19 protein-coding genes are annotated in these 19,128 nt (G+C 69.0%); 13 read left to right on the top strand and 6 right to left on the bottom strand.

Annotated features, from left to right (window positions below):
• Positions 1 to 82 precede the first annotated feature (82 nt).
• Entirely contained in the window at positions 83 to 1,024 is a 942-nt protein-coding gene (locus tag AB0N68_RS10500; protein WP_187661573.1) for a proteasome assembly chaperone family protein, read from the bottom strand.
• A gap of 114 nt (positions 1,025 to 1,138) precedes the next feature.
• Between AB0N68_RS10500 and AB0N68_RS10495 the strand changes: the two genes are divergently transcribed.
• The 3 genes from AB0N68_RS10495 to sucB all read left to right on the top strand — a co-directional run bounded on the left by AB0N68_RS10495 (position 1,139) and on the right by sucB (position 5,844).
• Positions 1,139 to 2,617: a leucyl aminopeptidase gene (locus tag AB0N68_RS10495; RefSeq protein WP_187661574.1), complete on the top strand. Its 1,479-nt coding sequence runs from the start codon at positions 1,139 to 1,141 to the stop codon at positions 2,615 to 2,617.
• Between the two features lie 5 nt (positions 2,618 to 2,622).
• Complete coding sequence (lpdA, locus tag AB0N68_RS10490) at positions 2,623 to 3,996, top strand: dihydrolipoyl dehydrogenase (protein WP_187661575.1); 1,374 nt, start codon at positions 2,623 to 2,625, stop codon at positions 3,994 to 3,996.
• A 66-nt stretch (positions 3,997 to 4,062) separates the two neighbouring features.
• The gene (sucB, locus tag AB0N68_RS10485; protein ID WP_280615237.1) at positions 4,063 to 5,844 is read left to right on the top strand and encodes a 2-oxoglutarate dehydrogenase, E2 component, dihydrolipoamide succinyltransferase; all 1,782 of its coding nucleotides are present in this window, start codon (positions 4,063 to 4,065) and stop codon (positions 5,842 to 5,844) included.
• Positions 5,845 to 5,857: 13 nt separating this feature from the next.
• Here the strand turns inward: sucB and AB0N68_RS10480 are convergent, their stop codons facing one another.
• Positions 5,858 to 7,279: a hypothetical protein gene (locus tag AB0N68_RS10480; protein ID WP_280565275.1), complete on the bottom strand. Its 1,422-nt coding sequence runs from the start codon at positions 7,277 to 7,279 to the stop codon at positions 5,858 to 5,860.
• 162 nt (positions 7,280 to 7,441) lie between these two features.
• Between AB0N68_RS10480 and AB0N68_RS10475 the strand changes: the two genes are divergently transcribed.
• On the top strand, positions 7,442 to 8,152 hold the full coding sequence (locus AB0N68_RS10475) for a DUF4191 family protein (protein ID WP_187661578.1): 711 nt from the start codon (positions 7,442 to 7,444) through the stop codon (positions 8,150 to 8,152).
• A 57-nt stretch (positions 8,153 to 8,209) separates the two neighbouring features.
• Here AB0N68_RS10475 and AB0N68_RS10470 read toward each other — a convergent pair whose 3' ends face one another.
• A complete protein-coding gene (locus AB0N68_RS10470; protein ID WP_060923121.1) occupies positions 8,210 to 9,397 on the bottom strand; it encodes a RimK family alpha-L-glutamate ligase in 1,188 nt (395 codons plus the stop codon).
• Positions 9,398 to 9,415: 18 nt separating this feature from the next.
• Between AB0N68_RS10470 and AB0N68_RS10465 the strand changes: the two genes are divergently transcribed.
• The gene (locus AB0N68_RS10465) at positions 9,416 to 9,904 is read left to right on the top strand and encodes an ATP-dependent zinc protease family protein (protein WP_187661579.1); all 489 of its coding nucleotides are present in this window, start codon (positions 9,416 to 9,418) and stop codon (positions 9,902 to 9,904) included.
• Between the two features lie 3 nt (positions 9,905 to 9,907).
• Here AB0N68_RS10465 and AB0N68_RS10460 read toward each other — a convergent pair whose 3' ends face one another.
• Positions 9,908 to 10,303, bottom strand: coding sequence for an RDD family protein (locus tag AB0N68_RS10460; RefSeq protein WP_232089029.1), 396 nt, complete (start codon positions 10,301 to 10,303; stop codon positions 9,908 to 9,910).
• 147 nt (positions 10,304 to 10,450) lie between these two features.
• Between AB0N68_RS10460 and glnA the strand changes: the two genes are divergently transcribed.
• The 6 genes from glnA (at position 10,451) to AB0N68_RS10430 (ending at position 15,010) form a co-directional block, all read left to right on the top strand.
• On the top strand, positions 10,451 to 11,875 hold the full coding sequence (gene glnA, locus AB0N68_RS10455) for a type I glutamate--ammonia ligase (RefSeq protein ID WP_187661580.1): 1,425 nt from the start codon (positions 10,451 to 10,453) through the stop codon (positions 11,873 to 11,875).
• Positions 11,876 to 12,093: 218 nt separating this feature from the next.
• Positions 12,094 to 12,384: a hypothetical protein gene (locus AB0N68_RS10450; protein ID WP_259952459.1), complete on the top strand. Its 291-nt coding sequence runs from the start codon at positions 12,094 to 12,096 to the stop codon at positions 12,382 to 12,384.
• Entirely contained in the window at positions 12,381 to 13,673 is a 1,293-nt protein-coding gene (locus tag AB0N68_RS10445) for a putative T7SS-secreted protein (protein WP_348528104.1), read from the top strand. The genes AB0N68_RS10450 and AB0N68_RS10445 overlap by 4 nt, the downstream gene beginning before the upstream one ends.
• The gene (locus tag AB0N68_RS10440; protein ID WP_280565266.1) at positions 13,670 to 14,167 is read left to right on the top strand and encodes a hypothetical protein; all 498 of its coding nucleotides are present in this window, start codon (positions 13,670 to 13,672) and stop codon (positions 14,165 to 14,167) included. Before AB0N68_RS10445 ends, AB0N68_RS10440 begins: the two co-directional genes overlap by 4 nt.
• Before the next feature lie 307 nt (positions 14,168 to 14,474).
• Entirely contained in the window at positions 14,475 to 14,729 is a 255-nt protein-coding gene (locus AB0N68_RS10435) for a hypothetical protein (protein WP_280571601.1), read from the top strand.
• Positions 14,726 to 15,010: a WXG100 family type VII secretion target gene (locus AB0N68_RS10430; protein WP_280565262.1), complete on the top strand. Its 285-nt coding sequence runs from the start codon at positions 14,726 to 14,728 to the stop codon at positions 15,008 to 15,010. Before AB0N68_RS10435 ends, AB0N68_RS10430 begins: the two co-directional genes overlap by 4 nt.
• Positions 15,011 to 15,031: 21 nt before the next feature.
• On the opposite strand, the gene AB0N68_RS10425 is transcribed toward AB0N68_RS10430, so the two are convergent.
• Complete coding sequence (locus AB0N68_RS10425) at positions 15,032 to 15,424, bottom strand: VOC family protein (RefSeq protein WP_259952454.1); 393 nt, start codon at positions 15,422 to 15,424, stop codon at positions 15,032 to 15,034.
• Between the two features lie 136 nt (positions 15,425 to 15,560).
• Between AB0N68_RS10425 and AB0N68_RS10420 the strand changes: the two genes are divergently transcribed.
• Both AB0N68_RS10420 and AB0N68_RS10415 read left to right on the top strand, forming a co-directional pair.
• Positions 15,561 to 16,922 carry a serine/threonine-protein kinase gene (locus AB0N68_RS10420; RefSeq protein ID WP_280571603.1) on the top strand — a complete coding sequence of 454 codons (1,362 nt, stop codon included), beginning with the start codon at positions 15,561 to 15,563 and terminating at the stop codon, positions 16,920 to 16,922.
• A gap of 103 nt (positions 16,923 to 17,025) precedes the next feature.
• Positions 17,026 to 18,174, top strand: coding sequence for an AI-2E family transporter (locus AB0N68_RS10415; protein ID WP_280564427.1), 1,149 nt, complete (start codon positions 17,026 to 17,028; stop codon positions 18,172 to 18,174).
• Here the strand turns inward: AB0N68_RS10415 and AB0N68_RS10410 are convergent, their stop codons facing one another.
• Entirely contained in the window at positions 18,175 to 19,095 is a 921-nt protein-coding gene (locus AB0N68_RS10410; protein ID WP_187661590.1) for a diacylglycerol/lipid kinase family protein, read from the bottom strand. It lies immediately after the preceding gene.
• Positions 19,096 to 19,128 lie beyond the last annotated feature (33 nt).

The raw sequence follows: 19,128 nt of genomic DNA, 5'->3' as shown, positions 1-19,128 counted from the left end.
CCGATTGACAACGGGTCGGACTCCTAGTATCGCACACGTATGGCGATGAGGACGCATTCCCGCCCGATCCGCTGCGAGAGATTCAGCCGCGTCCCGGCTTGTCCTCGTCACCCGACGGCCGAGATGCGAGGTAGCGCTCGAGCTCGGCCGCGAGTTCGTCGGCGCTGGGCAGGTCGCGTTCGCTGAATCCGCCCTCGTCGTACGAGTCGTCCTCGGGGTCACGACCGGCCATGTAGGCGTCGTACCGGCGCTCGAGGTTGTGCACCATCTGCTGCAGTTCGTCGTTCGCTGCGACCTGCTCGTCGACTCGGGCGAGGTAGTCCTCACGGCGCTCCTGCACTGCGTCGAGCATGAGCACGAGGCCGGTCGAGGCCATGAGCTTCTCCGCCGCTGCACTGACCGCCTCCGGATTCTCCGTCTCCGCGAGGTAGTGCGGCACGAGGAGCACGAAGCCGACGACGCGCTCCCCGCGCTCCGCGAACCGGTACTCGAGCAGGTGACCCGCGGTCGCCGGGACCTGCGTGCGCGGACGCCACACGGAGTGCGACACGACGAGGTCGCGCCGGTTCCCGCTCACCGTCGTCCCGATGGGGCGCGTGTGCGGCACGGGCATCGCGATCGAGTGGACCCAGTGCAGTCCCGAGGCCTCGAACTCCGCAGCGAGATCCAGGACGGTCTCCGCGAAGGCGTTCCACGCGAAGTCGGGCTCGTAGCCCGTGAGCAGCAGGAACGGGCGTCCCAGCGCGTCCGTGGCGAGGGAGAGCTCCAGACGGGGCGGGCGGAACTCGGCAAGGTGGTCCTGGTCGAAGGAGATGACCGGGCGGCGTGCGCGGTAGTCCAGGAGCACATCGTTGTCGAAGACCGCGAGCGGCTGCGGCGACGTCGTCTCCCGCAGATGATCGATGAGCCCCGACACCGCACTGCCCGCGTCGGTGAAACCGGTGAGCAGCATCACGAGAGGCAGGCCGTGGGGCACCGTGGGGGCGTTCGCGACGCGTTCGTGGATCTCTCCGGAGAAGGGCATGTCTCCATGCTACGAGCCGCACCCGGAGCCGGGCTCTGACGTGTCTCGCTGAGAGCGAACACACCCCGGCCGGCGGACCGACGACCCCGGGGCGGAGATCCTAGGATGGAGAGCATGACGCTTCCCGTGCTCTCGCACACCACCGATCAGTTCCCCGGAAGCGCTGCCGATGCCGCAGTGCTCGTCGTCCCCGATCTCTCCGAGTCGGCCGAGTCGCTGGCGGCTCACCCGGGTCTCGCCGACGCTCTGGCGGGCATCGGCTTCACCGGCGCCGCCGGTGCGTTCGCTCGGGTCTACGCCCCCGAGGTGACGCCCCTCCCGTTCGCCGTCGTCGGCGTCGGCTCCACCGTCGACGACGCCTCCGTACGGAGCGCAGCCGGCGCGGCTCTCCGCTCCCTGACCGGCTTCGACACCGTCGCGCTCGGCCTCGCCGCCGGTCTCGAGGAGCACGCCGCCGCGGCCGCGGAGGGTGCCGTCCTCGGCGGCTACCGCTTCGACGACTACCGCGCCGAGAACGGCAGGAAGAAGCGGGCGACGGCGGTCGTCGTCCACGCCCCGCTCGACGACGAGACGATCGCCCGCGCTCACGCCACGGGCGAGGCCGTCGCTCTCATCAAGGACCTCGTGAACGTGCCCGCCGAGTGGCAGAGCCCCGCGCAGCTGGCGCAGAGCGCCGCCGACAGCGTCGCGGACCTCGACGTCACCGTGGAGATCCTCGACGAGGGTGCTCTCGCGGAACAGGGTTTCGGTGGCATCCTCGGCGTCGGCCAGGGATCCGACCGGCCGCCGCGCCTCGTCCGCCTCGACTACGCGCCGGCGGACGCGCAGCGGCACATCGCCCTCGTCGGCAAGGGCATCACCTTCGACACCGGCGGACTCTCCCTGAAGCCGGCGGCTTCGATGGTCGGCATGAAGTTCGACATGGCCGGTGCCGCGACCTCCCTCGCCGCCCTCCGCGCCATCGCGGCCCTCCGCCTCCCCGTGCGCGTGACCGCCTGGCTCTGCATCACCGACAACATGCCGTCCGGTCGTGCTCTCCGCCCCGGGGACGTCATCCGCATCCTCGACGGCACCACCGTCGAGGTGCTGAACACCGACGCGGAGGGGCGCCTCGTCCTCGCCGACGGTCTGGTCGCCGCGAGCCGGGAGAACCCCGACGTCATCATCGACGTCGCGACTCTGACCGGCGCGATCGTCGCAGCCCTCGGCCACCGTCACACCGGCGTCTTCGGCGACGACGAGACGGTCGCGGAGTTCCTCGCCGCGGCCGCCCGCACGGGAGAGCCCGCGTGGCACATGCCGCTGCCCGCCTACATGGAGGAGACGCTCGACTCCCCCATCGCCGACATGATCAACGCCAACATGGGAGATCGGATGGGCGGCGCGTCCTTCGCCGGTCTCTTCCTCCGGCGCTTCGTCGGCCGCACCTCGGACGCGGACGACGCGCCGCGCATCCCCTGGGTGCACCTCGACATCGCGGGATCCGGTGAACACGCCGGCGCCCCCTACGGCTTCACAGAGAAGGGCCCCACGGGGGCGATGGTCCGATCGATCATCGCCTTCGCCGAAGCAGCATCCCACCCGGAGGCATGACACCCATGACAACCCACACCTTCGACATCGTCGTCCTGGGCGGCGGCAGCGGCGGGTACGCCGCGGCACTGCGAGCCAGCGAGCTCGGCAAGTCCGTCGCACTGATCGAGAAGGACAAGGTGGGAGGCACGTGCCTCCACCGCGGGTGCATCCCGACGAAGGCGCTGCTGCACGCCGCCGAGGTGGCGGACCACGTGCGTGACGCCGCCTCGGTCGGCGTCACGGCTTCGTTCGGCGGGATCGACCCGGCGGGCGTGCGCACGTATCGCGAGGGCATCGTCGCGAAGAAGTACAAGGGCCTCGAGGGGCTCGTCAAGGCGCGCGGGATCACGACGGTCGCCGGGCTCGGCCGCCTGAACGCGGACCGGAGCGTCACCGTCGGCGACGATGTCTATGTCGGCACCGACGTCATCCTCGCCACCGGCTCGTACAGCCGCTCCCTGCCTGGTCTGGAGATCGGCGGACGGATCCTGACCAGCGAGCAGGCACTCGCCCTGGACGTGATCCCGGAGCGGGTGCTCATCCTGGGCGGCGGCGTGATCGGCGTCGAGTTCGCGAGCGTGTGGCGCTCCTTCGGAGCCGAGGTGACGATCGTGGAGGCGCTGCCCCACCTCGTCCCGAACGAGGACATCGCGATGAGCAAGGGCCTCGAGCGTGCGTTCCGCCGCCGGGGCATCCAGTACTCCCTGGGCGTGCGCTTCCAGACCGCCACCCAGGACGACTCGTCCGTCACGGTCACGCTGGAGGACGGCAAGGAGTTCACCGCCGACTACCTCCTCGTCGCCGTCGGCCGCGGCCCCGCCACCGCCGACCTGGGATTCGAGGAAGCCGGCGTGCGCCTGGACCGCGGGTTCGTGACGGTGGACGGCGACCTCCGCACCGGCGTCCCCGGCGTGTGGGCGGTCGGCGACATCGTCCCCGGCCTCCAGCTCGCCCACCGCGGGTTCCAGCAGGGCATCGCGGTCGCCGAGCGCATCGCGGGCCTCTCCCCCGTGAACGTCCCTGACGTGCAGATCCCGAAGGTCACCTACTCGAGCCCGGAGGTCGCCTCGGTCGGTCTCACGGAGGAGGCGGCGGTCACCGCGCACGGTGCCGACGCCGTCCACTCCTACGAGTACAACCTCGCGGGGAACGGGAAGAGCGAGATCATCGGCACGGGCGGCCTCGTCAAGGTCGTCCGCCTCAAGGACGGTCCCGTCCTCGGTGTGCATCTCCTCGGCGATCGCGTCGGCGAGCTCATCACCGAGGGCCAGCTCGCGGTCGCGTGGGAGGCCCATCCCGAGGACATCGCGCCGCTCATCCATGCCCACCCGACCCAGAGCGAGGCCCTCGGCGAAGCCTTCCTCGCGCTGGCCGGAAAGCCCCTGCACGCCCTCTGAGCACCAACCGGTGCCCGAGTCACTAAGCTAGACAAGCGTCATACAACTTCTGAAGGAGACTCAGTCATGAGCACATCCGTGGTCCTCCCCGCTCTCGGTGAGAGCGTCACAGAGGGTACGGTCACCCGCTGGCTCAAGCAGGTGGGAGACACCGTCCAGGCGGACGAGGGCCTGCTCGAGATCTCGACCGACAAGGTCGACACCGAGATCCCCTCCCCCGTCACCGGCGTGATCGAGGAGATCCTCGTGGCCGAGGACGAGACCGTCGAGGTCGGTGCTCTGCTGGCCCGCATCGGCGACGGCAGCGGTACGGCACCGGCCGACGATGCCCCTGCTGCGGCTGAAGCCGCCCCGGCTGAGGCCGCCGCCCCCGCCGCTCCGGAGCCCGCCACGGCTCCCGCGGCCGAGCAGCCGGCACCAGCCGACTCCGCTCCCGCCGAGTCCGCGCCTGCGGCTCCCTCCGGCGACGCCACCGACATCGTGCTCCCCGAGCTCGGTGAGAGCGTCACCGAGGGCACGGTCACCCGCTGGCTCAAGCAGGTCGGCGACTCGGTCGAGGTCGACGAGGCGCTCCTCGAGATCTCCACCGACAAGGTCGACACCGAGATCCCGTCGCCGGTCGCCGGGGTACTGCAGGAGATCGTCGCCGGCGAGGACGAGACCGTCGAGGTCGGCGCCGTGCTGGCACGCGTCGGATCCGGTGCTGCTCCCGCAGCCCAGCCCGAGGCTCCCGCTGCTCCGCAGGCCGAAGCCCCTGCCGCTCCGCAGGCCGAGGCGCCCGCCGCTCCGGCTCCGCAGGCCGAGGCTCCGGCTGCACAGCCCGAGGCTCCCGCTGCTCCGGCGCAGCCCGCGCAGGCGGAGGCCCCCGCAGCGCCCGCGCAGGCCGCTGCTCCGGCACAGCCCGCGCAGGCGGAGGCCCCCAAGCTGTCGCTGCCGACCGAGAGCGACAACCTCTACGTGACCCCGCTCGTGCGCCGTCTGGCTGCGCAGCAGGGTGTGGACCTGGCCACGGTCAAGGGCACCGGCGTCGGAGGCCGAATCCGCAAGGAGGACGTCCTCAAGGCCGCAGAGACCGCCACCGCCGCACCGGCAGCCGCTGCAACGCCGGCTCCGGCCCCCCTGGAGGTGTCGCCGCTGCGCGGGACCACCCAGCCGATGTCGCGCCTGCGCAAGGTCCTCGCCAAGCGTGCGGTCGAGTCGATGCAGCAGACGGCCCAGCTCACCACGGTGGTCGAGGTGGACGTCACCGCTCTCGCCGAGTACCGCGACAGCGTCAAGGCGTCGTTCCTCGAGAAGACCGGCGACAAGCTGTCCTTCCTGCCGTTCTTCGCCCTCGCTGCGGCGGAGGCCCTGCAGGCCTTCCCGATCATCAACGCGACGGTCGACGGCGAGCAGATCGTCTACCCGGCGTCCGAGAACGTCTCGATCGCGGTCGACACCGAGCGCGGTCTGCTCACGCCGGTGCTCCGCGACGCTGCGTCGAAGAACATCGCCGAGATCGCCCACGAGATCGCCGATCTCGCTGCGCGCACCCGCGACAACAAGCTGAAGCCCGACGAGCTCGCCGGCGGGACGTTCACGCTGACCAACACCGGTTCGCGCGGCGCGCTGTTCGACACGCCCGTGGTGTTCCTGCCGCAGTCGGCGATCCTCGGCACGGGCACGGTCGTCAAGCGCCCCGGTCTGGTCAAGGTCGGCGGCACGGACGCGATTGCGGTCCGCTCCTACGTGTACCTGGCTCTGTCGTACGACCACCGCATCATCGACGGTGCCGACGCGGCACGCTTCCTCGGTGCGGTGAAGGCTCGCCTCGAGGCTGCGCAGTTCAGCGGCCAGCTCGGCGCCTGACCGACGGCTCGCCTCACTTCGGCTGGTCCGCGACGCGATATGCGTCGCGGACCAGCCATTTTTCATCTGCCCACACCAGCACGAGGATGGCTGCCTCCTCGGTCTTCGCCTCGCCGCTCTCGGGCGATGACGGCAGCTCCATCACGGCCATGTCTCCATAGCGATCCACGAGAACCGCATCCTTCCGACCGGCCATCTCGGCAGCGACGGGCGTGATCCCCGCGGAACCGGCCGCGACGGCAGCGGCGCACACCGCGTCGTCGCGTGCCTCGCACTCGACGATCTGCGCGAGGAGTGCCGGGAGAGCGCCTGTCGGATCGTCGGCCTTCGGCGGCGCCGCGGACGCGGACGGTGAAGGAGCAGGTGTCGGCGCAGTCCTCCTGGCAGGGCCCGCTCCCCCAGGACGGTCAGCGGACGGAGGAGTGCTCCCCGCTGCCCCGACCGCGGGATCGTCTCCGTCGCTCGGCCACAGCAGCCCCGCGAGGAGCACCGCCGCCGCGCACGCGCCGGCCACGATGAGAACCCGCCTGCGCCGGGAACCCGTCTCCCCTCCGCCCGCCGGCGGCCGTACCCTGATGGTCCGCCGATCGAGGAGAGGTCGCGCCCCGCTGACGACTCGATCGCGGAGGGCGAGCAGGCCGGCGAACGCCCGTACCGAGCCCCCTTTGACCGGACTCTCTTCCCGCATCCGACGCTCCCGCAGCCGTGCGCGGGTGACGGGTTCGGTGCGGACTCGTCGCACCGCACCGGAGACACCGGCTTCCGTGGGCGCCGCCCGGTCCTCGGCAGCCTCTTCCAGTGGTCGTGGTGCTGCGATCTCCAAGAGGTCGCTCTCTGCGTCCTCGAGCAATCGCCGGGGCACCCGGCGCTGTGCTGCGGCCGAACGAACGCGATCGCGGGTGCGGTCGAGGACCCGGGCCATCGTCTTGTCGGTGCACTCCGCGCGTAGCCGGTCCACGATCACCAGGACGGCGGTCGACGCGTCCTGACCGGACCCCAGCACGAAGACCGGCCGGCCCCCGTCGGTGAGCCACCATGTCCCGTGCATGTCCACCGCCGACGCGGGCCCCAGCTCCGCCAGTCCACGCAGAAGACTCACGACCACCGTGCTGACCTCCCCCGATGGCAACCCGCCCCGCCGGAGCCGCCGATCCACGTAGGCCTCCAGGCGCTCGGTGCACCAGGGCAGAAGGACGTCGTGTCCGTCCGCGCGGCGGATCATGTCCACCGGCGCGGCGATGTGCTGGGTGCCCGCATATCGGCAGCCCGCCCAACCAGAGAGGCTCTCGGCCTCGACGCGCACGACCGGACCGTCCGGCGAGGTGACGAGCGCACCGCGAAAGGGCCCCTCAGCAGAGTCGAGGAGTCGGATCGTACGGTGCGCCTGGGGAAGCACGGCCTGCTCGCGGGGGGCACTCTCACGCGCTGGTGTCATGCGATCCATCCCACCCGACCCGCGGGACGCTCCGTCCGAACTCGTTGCTCGGGGACGAGATCCCGTGGCGGGTCGGATTGTGCAGGAGAGATCGCGCACACGCTCTCCGCTGCACGCGAACGGCGGCATCGCACGGCCTTCGGACTCGGTAGGCTGGTCTCCATGGCAAAGCGTGCTCCTGAACCCGAGAAGCGTCCTGGGTTCTTCTCCCAGATCAAGTCCCTCTTCCGGTTCACGCGCGAGGCCTATGCCTGGCTCCCCTGGGCGCAGGCCGCGATCCTCATCGGCGGCGTGCTGCTCGGCCTCCTGGCCGGCTACCTGATTCCGCCGTTCCAGGTGTGGACGCTCGTCCTCTGGGCCATCACGGGCTTGATGCTCGGCGTCCTCGGCGCGCTGTTCCTCATGACCCGGCTGTCGACCTCGGCCATGTACACGAAGATCGACGGCATGCCCGGTGCGACCGGCCACGTGCTCAGCACAAGCCTCGGTCGCCGGTGGCAGGCCTCCGAGACCCCGGTGGGCATCAACCCGAAGACGCAGGAGGCGGTGTACCGGACGGTCGGCCGCGGCGGCATCGTCGTCGTCGGCGAGGGCGCCCGCGGACGCCTCACCCGACTCGTGAACGAGGAGCGCAGCCGTGCGCAGCGCGTCGCTCACGGCGTGCCGATCACGGTGCTCTACGTCGGGCACGGCGAAGACGAGGTGCCCATCGCCGACCTCGCGAAGACCATCAAGAAGCTCCCGAAGGCCATCGACAAGGCCACGATGGCGGCCGTCATCCGCCGCATCGACTCGGTCTCGCAGTCGCTGTCGTCGCTTCCCATCCCGAAGGGGATCGACCCGACGAAGGTGCGCGCGCAGCGTCCGCGCTGACCCGCTCCCCCGGACCGCGAAGCGCGGCCGCCCTCACCGAGGGCGGCCGCGCTTCTCTCATTCCGAGAGCGGCTGCTTGGGCAGGCGGCGCACCTTCGCGCGGCGACGACGACGCTCGGGGATCATCGAGCGCATCTCATCGAGCTTTCCGAAGCAGAACAGGCGGTCGTCGGGCTCGAGGACCACATGCTTGCGCGGGTTCGGGATGACACTGACCCCGCGGTGCAGGGTGAGCACCGTGATATCGCGCTCCCACAGGCCCGCCTCGCCCAGTGTCTTGCCGACGAGGTCGGCGGCGCCGTGGACCATGAGTTCGGCGACGCCGTAGCCGGTGGAGACGGTGAGGCGCTGCCGGACGTCGATCTCCGGGAAGGCGACCTGACCGGCGATGTAGTCGATGATCGCGCCCGCGACGTCGAGCTTGGTCGCGGTCTCGATACCCTGCAGGCCCGGGGAGGAGTTGACCTCCATCACCAGGGGTCCCTCGTCCCCCTCCAGCATGTCCACGCCGGCGACGCGGAGTCCCATGATCTGGGCCGACCGCACGGCAGCCCGCTCGTAGACCGGGTCGAGCTCGATCGCCTCGACCGAGCCGCCACGGTGCACGTTGGAACGGAACTCGTCCCCCGCTGCCGATCGGCGCATCGCGGCGACGACGCGGTCCCCGACGACGAGCGCGCGGATGTCGCGGCCCCGGCTCTCGGCGATGAACTTCTGGATGAGCACGTTCTGCTTGGTCGAGTGGAGCGTCTCGATGATGGCCTCAGCCACCTTCACCTGCGGCGCGAGGATGACGCCGATGCCCTGGGTGCCCTCGAGCAGCTTGATCACCACGGGAGCGCCGCCGACGCGCTCGATCGCCGGCCGCACGTCGGCGCGGTTGCGGACGAAGGCCGTCGGCGGCATCGCGATGTTGTGCCGGGAGAGGATCTGGTTCGCCCGGAGCTTGTCGCGCGCGCTCGAGATGCCGTTCGCCGTGTTCGGGGTGTAGACATCCATCTGCTCGAACTGTCGCACCACCGCGGTACCGAAGTACGTGATCGAGTTGCCGATGCGTGGCAGGATCGCGTCGTAGTCGCTGAGCTGCCGACCACGGTAGTGCAGGTCGGGTTCGTCGGAGGTCAGGTCGATCGCGAAGCGCAGGGTATTCAGCACCTTCACGTTGTGCCCTCGCTGCAGTGCGGCCGCGCGGAGGCGTTGGGTGGAGTACGCCTGCGGCGCACGGGACAGCACTGCGATCTTCACGGGGGATTTCCTGCCAGGATGTATCAGGTGAGTAGGTCTACCCATTCAAACACCCTTACGGGGTGGCGCGAGTGGGTGAGCCTGCCCGATCTCGGGGTCGACTGGATCAAAGCCAAGATCGACACCGGCGCCCGCACTTCATCCCTGCACGCGTTCGACATCCAGGAGTTCGAGCGCGATGACGAGCCCTGGGTGCGGTTCCGCGTGAAGCCCTGGCAGGACAGCCAGGAGGATGCCGTCGTCGTCGAGTCCCCCATCCACGACCGGCGGGCCGTCCGGAGTTCCTCCGGCCACGCGCAGGAACGTCTCGTCGTGCAGCTGATGATCCGTCTCGTCGACCGAGAGGTGCTCGCCGAGGTCACGCTGAGCAACCGGGACGAGATGGGTTTCCGGATGCTGATCGGCCGCGAAGCGTTGCGTCGCGGGTACGTCGTCGACCCCGCGCGCTCGTTCCTCGGCGGCAGAGCACCCCGCGAAGCACGCCGTCGCAACCGCGGCCGCGACTGAGCCTCAGGCGCGGATGAGGACCGTGCCCACAGCCTTGTCGTGGAGACCGCGCTGATCCGGGTCCCACACGACGGCCGGGATCACGACGAGGAGAAGCAGCGTGCGCACGATCGGGCGCCACAGACCGACCCATCCGCCGTCGAGACGGACGACGCGCATGCCGAGGATGCGGTGCCCTGGGCTGCCGCCGGCGGTCGGGATGAAGAGGATCTGCACGACGCCGAAGATGAGCAGCGTGGCGAACGGGTCGTACTGGAAGAACGCGACGGAGAGGATGACGGCTGCCGTCCAGTCGATCGCGAGGGCCCCGATCCGACGTCCAGGGCGACCGATGCTCCCCGGTCCGGACTCCGGGAGTCCGAGTCGCTCACCGGGGTACGTGTTCACAGCATCCGTCACCCCTCCAGCCTACCGAGGCTGTGGATGCCCTCCGATCCTGCTCACGCTGTAACACGGACGAAACAAAGCGGATACCGTGGAGAAATCCCCCGTCCGTACTGTGCAAAGTGGCCCCGAAGCCATCGATCCGCATCACAGGAGTCGTACATGTTCAAAGATTCGTCCGAGGTACTGGCCTACATCAAGGAGAACGACGTCAAATTCCTTGACATCCGTTTCACCGACCTCCCTGGTGTGCAGCAGCACTTCAACATCCCTGCGGCGACGGTCGACGAGGCCTTCTTCACGGACGGACAGCTGTTCGACGGCTCCTCCATCCGTGGCTTCGCCAGCATCCACGAGTCGGACATGCAGCTGATCCCGGATGTGACGACGGCGTACATCGACCCCTTCCGCGAGGCGAGCACCCTCGTGATGATCTTCGACATCTACAACCCGCGCACCGGCGAGATCTACTCGAAGGACCCGCGTCAGGTCGCGAAGAAGGCGGAGAAGTACCTCACCTCCACCGGCATCGCCGACACCGCGTTCTTCGCCCCCGAGGCCGAGTTCTACATCTTCGACGACGTGCGCTACTCCGTCACTGCCGGCGAGAGCTTCTACAAGGTCGACTCCGAGGAGGCCGCGTGGAACACCGGCCGCGAGGAGGAGGGCGGGAACCTCGCCAACAAGACCCCGTACAAGGGCGGCTACTTCCCCGTCAGCCCGGTCGACAAGACGGCCGACCTGCGCGACGACATCACCCTCAAGCTCATCGATGCGGGCTTCATCCTCGAGCGCTCCCACCATGAGGTGGGCACGGCGGGCCAGCAGGAGATCAACTACCGCTTCGACACCATGGTGCACGCGGCCGACGACATCCTGAAGTTCAAGTACATCGTCAAGAACACCGCCGAGGAGTGGGGCAAGGTCGCCACCTTCATGCCGAAGCCGCTGTACGGCGACAACGGCTCGGGTATGCACACCCACCAGTCGCTGTGGAGCGACGGCAAGCCGCTCTTCTACGACGAGGCCGGCTACGGTCAGCTCAGCGACATCGCGCGGTGGTACATCGGCGGCATCCTGGCCCACGCGCCGGCGCTGCTCGCCTTCACCAACCCGACGCTGAACAGCTACCACCGTCTGGTCAAGGGCTTCGAGGCTCCGGTCAACCTGGTCTACTCGGCCGGCAACCGCTCCGCCGCGATCCGCATCCCGATCACGGGCTCGAACCCGAAGGCCAAGCGCATCGAGTTCCGCGCGCCCGACGCCTCGGGCAACCCGTACCTTGCCTTCGCTGCGCAGCTCATGGCGGGCCTCGACGGCATCAAGAACCGCATCGAGCCGCACGAGCCCGTCGACAAGGACCTCTACGAGCTTCCGCCTGAGGAGGCCAAGAACATCCCGCAGGTGCCGAACTCCCTGCTGGACTCGCTCGAGGCGCTCCGTGCCGACCACCAGTTCCTCCTCGAGGGCGGCGTGTTCACCGAGGAGCTCATCGAGACCTGGATCTCCTACAAGTACGAGAACGAGATCCTGCCGATCGCTCAGCGCCCGCACCCGTTCGAGTACGAGCTGTACTTCGGAGTCTGAGCCGAACGCAGATCGCGAAAGAGTCCGTCCCCATCCGGGGGCGGGCTCTTTCGCTGCATGGGAACCTTGCGGCTACGGCAGCCCTACCCCCCCCCCCCCCCCCCCCACGTACTCATTTGGGGTTACTTCCTACGCATATTCAGACATTTCGCTATGCTCTGACCCTGTCTTCACCTATGCTCGATCCCGCCGCCGGGGGCTCGCAGGAAGAGGGCGGCATGTCGCAGGATTATGAGGTCGACACGGATGTGTTGCAGGCGATGGCGGCGAAGACGCGGCGCATCATCGCAGACGTCGGGGCGACCGACCTCACCCCGCCGACGAGCGCCGGCCACGAGTGGGTGGTCGCAGCCTCTGAGCGGTTCGCCGAAACCTGGTCTGCGGGCCTCGCAGCGCGGGTGACGGACTCCGACGATTTCACCGAACGTCTGGCGACGACGGCCCGGGTCTTCGATGAGGGGACGGATGCCGCGAAGGCCGAGGTCGACGCGATGATCTGGGAAGAGTGATCGAGCTCGGGCAGACCCGCTCCGCCACCGCCCTCATCCCTGGCTCACCCGGCGAGGTCAGGCAGACGGCCGAGGGGTGGAAGGCACACGGCGTGGCTGCGGCACGGGTGCACGACCAGCTCGCGTCGCTCGCCGATGAGGGCACCTGGACGGGCGAGGCCTACGACGCGTACCTGACGCGCTTCGATCGTCAGTTGCTGCACTGGTCGAACGCCGGCGACGGGCTCCGCGAGGGCGCTCACGCCCTGTTCACCTGGGCGGATGCGCTGGAGTGGGCGCAGGAGGAAGCCGCGCGCGCCATCACTCTCTGGGACGAGGCCGAGCAGCAGGCCGCCACGGCACTGGCCGCGCACCGCGCTTACGTCCGCGAGCTTCGGGTCGGGCAGGGCCTTCGGCACCCGGAGGTGGAGGTGCCATTCGTCGACCCGTCCGGTCCCGCGCATGAACAGGCCAGAGCGGTGCTGTTCAACGCCCGGGCGACGCTGGATGTCTTCGCCCGAGACTGCGCAGTCCGGTTGGACCAGGCCGCAGAGGCCGCGCGCATGCCGCTCACCGAGGCTGAGGCCGCGACCGCAGCCCAGCATGCCGTCACCGAGGCGGTGTTCACGCTCGCTGTCGTGCAGCCGTTCCAGGCCACGATGGACATGCTCGCCGCCTCCGCGCGGACGCTGTGGGAGCACCCGGACATCATCCTCGAACTCCTCGGCGGAGCCGCCCTGGTCATCGGCGGCGGGGCCATGATGGGCGGCGGCGGAGCGGTCGCCGTAACCGGCGTCGGCACCGTCCCTGGGGGTGGTCTGGCCTGGGCTGGCGCCCGCGTAGCCGCGGCCGGCCTGACCGCAGCCGGACACGCTGCCGGCAGGTGGGCGAACGAGTCCGCTCAGAATGCTCCTGAGCGCCCCGCCCCACACCCCACGCACGGCGGACGGAACGTGCTCGGCCAGTACAACGGCGACGGCCAACGCCCCTGGGTCGACACAGAAAAGATCGGACTCGATCGTGTCGCCGAGGACACCGGCAAGGACGTTATCCGCAACAAGATCCGCGCGACCATCCAGGGGTATCACCACAATCCCCAAGCGACCTCAGACCAAGCTCGCTATTGCGATGGCTTCATCGAGAACGCCGACGGGACGTACACCGGCATCGAGATCAGGGGCGGCACGGGCAGCCGCGATGCAGCCCAACGTGGCTTCGATGCCACCGTGAGCCCCGAACGACCAGCGACCGCCACCCTGAATGGGGAGAGAATCACAATCACTCGAGTAATTCTGGAGACCGTGAAATGAGTCAACCGACACATATCCGTCAGATCAATGACGATACTCGCGGCGCACTGGTCGATTACTTCCGGCCGTACCAGGAACAGATCCAGTTCTCGCTGCGTCAGCTCAACGGGTCCTCAACATGGGCATGGAGCCTGTGGCGCGCCCCGGAGGGCGCGGACCTTCTGGACAGCATCCCCTTCAGCGAGGAGTACATCCAGTGTGCCGGGACAGCGGAAGCCCTTGTGATCGAGGTCCGCTATGTCGACCCGGACGGCACCGCGCATCAGTATGTCGTCGGGCGTCCGGGCGCGGACATGTCCGGCGAGCCCACCGAGGTCATCCACTGGGATGACGGACGCCATTCCACCACCGTGTATCCCAACGAGGTGTTCACGGCCAACGAAGCAGCGGTGATCTTCTACACCTACTTCCTCACCGATAAAGTCGCCCAGCCCTACACGCTCCGCGAGATTGACATGAGCGTCCCCGACCCCACGGAGGACGACGCGACATGAGAGCCGCGGTCCGTCACGACGCGATCGCCGACACCGTCGCGCAGCTCGCTGCGTTCTCAAGGAGAGGGGAGATACCGCGGTGACCTCAAGCAGGACGCACGGCCAGCAGTTCACAACGGGTCAGATGGGGTGGATCTCAGAGACTAAACGCCCCGTCGAAGATCACTTGCGCCTGATGATTGGCCGCTTGGACGGCGTGAGCGAGCTCACGTATAGCATCTGGCGTGGCGCGGATCCGTCAAGCATCATCGGATTCCAGCAGCCTCTGACCGACTCCTTCATCCAGGCGGCGGGTTCAGCCGATCAAATGACCGTGGAAGTGCGCCTCCCCGCGCCTGACGGCGAGCCCCACCTGTACACGGTCGGTCGTCCCGAGCCTGCCGACGGGACGACGCTGATCCCGATCAGTCAGACGCGTGCGGTGCGCGTGTTCTCGAACGAGGTGTTCACCGCTGACGAAGCCGCGGTCATCTTCTACACGTACTACCTCACCGACGCCGTCGCTCAGCCGTACGTCCTCCGCGAGCTCGACCTCAGCCAGGAGCTGTCGGAGCAACGATGAGAGTCGCGGTCCGTCACGACGCCATCGCCGACACGATCGCGCGTCTCGCCCTCACCGTCCGGCAGTTCCAGGAGCAGCTCGACACCCTCGACGCGGAGGCCGCTCGACTTCGATCCTCATGGTCCGGTGAGGCGCAGGCGGCATACGACCGCGCCCACCACGACTGGGACACCGCCATCCGCCGCATGAAGGCCGCCCTCGCCGAAGCCAACCGCCGACTCATCACCGCCAACGCCATCTCCATGGAGACCGCCAGCACCGCCGCCCGCCTCTGGCGGTAACGGCGCTGGGCATGGCCCGCGTCAGAACTCGTCGGCGACGATCTCGGCCTTGAACCCCGCGGAGTTCTCCAGCCATCCGGCGTAGTGATCGGGCCCACCGGCGTGCGGGTAGCGCTCCGCGTACAAAGGCCGCCAGCCGTGCTCGGGTGCCGCCGCGATGATCGCGTCCACTCGGCTCGGCGGGCCCGCAGCGAAGGCGAGATGGTTCACGCCAGGGGCGCGACGATCGTGTGCGCTGCCGCTGAGGTTCGGGGATATCGTGAGGGTGACATACGCGCCACCCGCCTCCCAGGACTCGCCCTCGGGCCATGCGCCGGCCCGGACGAAACCCACCGCACCGAACAGCCACCCCCACTCCGCTCGCGACGACGCGAGGTCGGCGACCCAGATCTCCACGTGGTGAATCCCTGCCATCCGTTCAGTCTCCCAGCTCCCCATGGATCCCCCGTTGCAGGTGTCGGCCTCCACGTCAACCCCAACGCAGCGTTTTCCCTGCGCGGATACGGTGAAGACATCGTCGGGATACCCGGTCCCGCCAGTGGAGGACGCCGTGATCACCCAGGAAGCCCCGCCGACCGCCGCGCTTCTGGACGGCCGCTACCGTCTGGCAGAGGCCGTCGGTATGGGCGGGATGGCGACCGTGTACCGCGCGGAGGACATCGCCCTCGAACGCACCGTCGCGGTGAAGATGTTCCGCGAGTCCGACGACGCCGTCGTGCCGGTGGAGCGGGTGCACTCAGAGAAGGCGCTCCTCGCGGGTCTCAACCACCCTGGCCTGGTCACCCTCCTCGACGCGCACCTCGAGCCCGGACGACCGAAGTACCTCGTGATGGAGTACGTGCCCGGACCGACTCTGAGCAAGCGCATGGCACGCGCGACGGTCCCAGCGCGCGAGATCGCCACGATCGGGGCGGACATCGCCTCCGCCCTCCACGCCGTGCACAGCGCCGGCATCGTGCACCGCGACATCAAGCCCTCGAACGTCCTGCTCACCCCGCCTCTCGACACGAACGGCCGGTGGAGCGCGAAACTCGCCGACTTCGGGATCGCCTGCGCCATCGACATGTCCCGTGTCACCACTCCCGGCATCGTCCTCGGGACGCTGACCTACATGGCACCGGAGCAGTTGCGCAACGGCGAAATCCGTCCCGCGGTCGACGTCTACGCGCTCGGGCTCGTCCTGTTGGAGGCGCTCACCGGTAAGCCCGGCTTCGCGCCCACCCTCAGCGTCGAATCCGCCCTCGCCCGCCTCCACATCGCCCCCGAGATCCCCGCGGAGCTGGGGTCGGAGTGGGTCGGGCTGCTCACCGCGATGACCGCGATCGAGCCCGAAGCACGGCCGCATGCTCTGGAGGTCGAGGGCGAGCTGCGCCGATTGCTCGATTTCCCCGTTACCGAAGAGGTGGCAACGGATGTCACCGTGCCGCTTCCGGCGCCGGCGGCAGGCGCCCTCCCCCTCCCCCGCACCCGCGCCGAGGCCCGCGCCCGTCGTCGCGTCGCGTCGGCGCACCCCGCGGCGTCCCCGGCCCGGCGCACGCGCCGTCGTCGCGAGTCTCTCCTCATCGCCGCGGTGGTCGTGCTCGGCGCGGTGACCACCGCCTCCGCAGCACTGGTCGGGCACGGCGAGCAGGCCCTCGCCAGCTCGGGTGCCGTCTCCGACGGCGCGTCGAGGATCGTCGAGGACCTCGTGCCTATCGAACAGGCTCCCACCGACACCGCCCCCGACCCGGCGCCGGCAGAGACTGTCGCGGTGGAGCCGGTGGCCGCGACCCCGGTGGCACCGGCGTCATCGGTCACCGAGTCGGCGCCGGATACGAGCCTGCCCGAGAACGCCGCACCTCAGGCGCAGGAGAACCGAGGCAAGAGCCCTGGCCGCGACGGCAACAACGGCAAGGGCAACAGCAGCCACTGACCCGACGCCCCCGACGCCCGCCGAGCCGGCGGGTGTCGCTGAGCAGCGCACGGGACCTGGTGGAGGAAGATCGAGTGTCGACTATCGACAGAGGGAGGGGACCATGCGTCGCAGGAAGTTGATCGCACCGCCGGATCCGGCACCCAGCGTGTCCGCACAGCGACGGTCGCCGTCGAGCGTGGTCGCCGGCGCCAGGGCGAACCCGTTCATGTTCGGTCTCCTCGGCGCCCTCGGGGTGCTCGTCGCGCTCATGATCGGCGGCATCGTCGGCCAGCTCGCCACCGTGCTGGTCTACATCGGCGTCGCCCTGTTCCTCGCGCTCGGCCTCGATCCGATCGTGCGGTTCATCGAACGCAAGCTCCCGCGCCCGGCGGCGGTCGCCGTGGTCGTGATCGGCGTGCTCCTCGCCTTCGCCGGGATCATCCTCGCCATCGTCCCCACTCTCGTGGAGCAGATCGGGAACCTCATCAAAGACGGTCCGGAGATGATCAAGGAGTTCACGAAGAGCGCCTGGTTCCAGGACGTCAGCGGACAGTTCGGCAGCACGATCCAGGATGCGGTCGACGGCGTGCTCGGCTTCGTGCAGAACCCGGACAACTTCCTCGACATCGGTGGCGGCGTCTTCGCCGTCGGCGCAGGGATCGCCGGCGGCCTGACGGGCGTCACGATCGTGCTCATCCTCACCCTCTACTTCATGGCATCGCTGCGCAGCATGAAGCGGGTGGCCGCGCGGTTCGTCCCCGCCTACCAGCGCGACACCTTCAGCGAGCTCCTGGAGGACGTCTCCAGTGCTGTCGGGCGCTACGTCATCGGTCAGGCGAGCCTCGCGCTCACCAACGGCGTCCTGAGCCTCATCTTCCTCACCATCATCGGAGCGCCGGTGCCGGCGCTGCTCGCACTGATCGCGTTCATCGGCTCGATGATCCCGCTCGTCGGAACGCTCTCGGCATCGATCATCATCTCGCTCATCTGCCTGTTCGTCTCGCCGACGACCGCGCTGATCGCGATCATCTACTACCTGATCTACATGCAGATCGAGGCGTACGTGCTCTCCCCGCGGATCATGAACAAGGCCGTCGACGTCCCCGGCGCACTGGTGGTCATCGCCGCGGTGGCCGGTGGAGCGCTCGGCGGAATCCTCGGCGCTCTCGTCGCCATCCCGGTGGCCGCGAGCATCATCATCATCGTGCAGAAGGTCGTCTTCCCCAATCAGGACAGGAAGAGAACGCCGCCGGCGGTGACCGTCGCCTGATCAGCGGACCAGGACGGCGCCCGGCTGCACCCGCACGGTGAACGCGTCGATCTCGCCGATCTCCTCGCCGTCGATCTCGAACATCTGCGGCGCGGAGAGCTGCACGCGGATCCGCTCCGCTGAGACGTGGGTGGTGGAGTCCGTGCTGACCGCCTGATCGACGTTCCCGATCATGCGACGGATGCCGTTGTCCCAGACGACCGAGCGGACGGTGTCGAGCCACTGCAGCGCGCCGTCGGAGCTGATGAGCAACATGTCGAGGAGCCCGTCGTCGAGGACGGCATCGGGCAGCAGACGGATGCCACCCTGGAGCATGCCGCAGTTGCCGACGAGCAGCGTGTGACCGCGCACCTCCTCCGGCTCGTGGTCGTCGAGCTGCAGCGTGATGTCCGTCATCTCGGTACCGGCCAGTGCGCGCCCCATCGCCTCGACGTAGGCGAGCCAGCCGGCGCGATCCTTGAGGTCGTCGTTGGTCTCCACGAGCATCTGCGCGTCGACCCCGAAGCCGACCATGACGGAGAAGGCATGCTCCTCGCCGTCGAACTCCACCCAGCCGAGGTCGATGCGGTGCGGCTCGGAATCGCGGATGTGCTCGAGCGCCGGCAGCACGCCCTCGAGCGGCACGCCGAGGTTGCGCGCGAGCAGATTGCCTGTGCCCTGCGGGACGATCCCGAGAGCGACATCGGTGCCGACCAGAGCCTCCGCGACCGCGCGGATCGTGCCGTCACCGCCGACCGCGATGACGAGGGCACAGCCCTCCTCCACCGCTTTCGCCGCGACGCCACGGCCGGGGTCATCCGGAGTCGTCTCGCCCCAGCGCACGTCGGCTTCCTCACCGAAGGCGATGGTGACGGCCTCGCCGAGGACATCCCGGTCGGACTTCGTCGGGTTCCAGATCACGCCGATGCGAGGAGAGGTCATACGCTCACTCTGAGCGACGGACGACGATCGTGC

It is taken from the genome of Microbacterium meiriae (assembly GCF_040685015.1).
In the GTDB taxonomy this organism is placed as follows: Bacteria; Actinomycetota; Actinomycetes; order Actinomycetales; family Microbacteriaceae; genus Microbacterium; species Microbacterium meiriae.
Note: the sequence above shows the minus strand (reverse complement) of the source record. Positions and strands in the feature narration are given on the sequence as shown.

Bases quoted from the DNA above. Each gene is read 5' to 3' on its own strand.
- AB0N68_RS10500 (WP_187661573.1), bottom strand. From the start codon at position 1,024: ATGCCCTTCTCCGGAGAGATCCACGAACGCGTCGCGAACGCCCCCACG.
- AB0N68_RS10495 (WP_187661574.1), top strand. From the start codon at position 1,139: ATGACGCTTCCCGTGCTCTCGCACACCACCGATCAGTTCCCCGGAAGC.
- lpdA (WP_187661575.1), top strand. From the start codon at position 2,623: ATGACAACCCACACCTTCGACATCGTCGTCCTGGGCGGCGGCAGCGGC.
- sucB (WP_280615237.1), top strand. From the start codon at position 4,063: ATGAGCACATCCGTGGTCCTCCCCGCTCTCGGTGAGAGCGTCACAGAG.
- AB0N68_RS10480 (WP_280565275.1), bottom strand. From the start codon at position 7,279: ATGACACCAGCGCGTGAGAGTGCCCCCCGCGAGCAGGCCGTGCTTCCC.
- AB0N68_RS10475 (WP_187661578.1), top strand. From the start codon at position 7,442: ATGGCAAAGCGTGCTCCTGAACCCGAGAAGCGTCCTGGGTTCTTCTCC.
- AB0N68_RS10465 (WP_187661579.1), top strand. From the start codon at position 9,416: ATGTATCAGGTGAGTAGGTCTACCCATTCAAACACCCTTACGGGGTGG.
- glnA (WP_187661580.1), top strand. From the start codon at position 10,451: ATGTTCAAAGATTCGTCCGAGGTACTGGCCTACATCAAGGAGAACGAC.
- AB0N68_RS10450 (WP_259952459.1), top strand. From the start codon at position 12,094: ATGTCGCAGGATTATGAGGTCGACACGGATGTGTTGCAGGCGATGGCG.
- AB0N68_RS10440 (WP_280565266.1), top strand. From the start codon at position 13,670: ATGAGTCAACCGACACATATCCGTCAGATCAATGACGATACTCGCGGC.
- AB0N68_RS10435 (WP_280571601.1), top strand. From the start codon at position 14,475: ATGACCGTGGAAGTGCGCCTCCCCGCGCCTGACGGCGAGCCCCACCTG.
- AB0N68_RS10430 (WP_280565262.1), top strand. From the start codon at position 14,726: ATGAGAGTCGCGGTCCGTCACGACGCCATCGCCGACACGATCGCGCGT.
- AB0N68_RS10425 (WP_259952454.1), bottom strand. From the start codon at position 15,424: ATGGCAGGGATTCACCACGTGGAGATCTGGGTCGCCGACCTCGCGTCG.
- AB0N68_RS10415 (WP_280564427.1), top strand. From the start codon at position 17,026: ATGCGTCGCAGGAAGTTGATCGCACCGCCGGATCCGGCACCCAGCGTG.
- AB0N68_RS10410 (WP_187661590.1), bottom strand. From the start codon at position 19,095: ATGACCTCTCCTCGCATCGGCGTGATCTGGAACCCGACGAAGTCCGAC.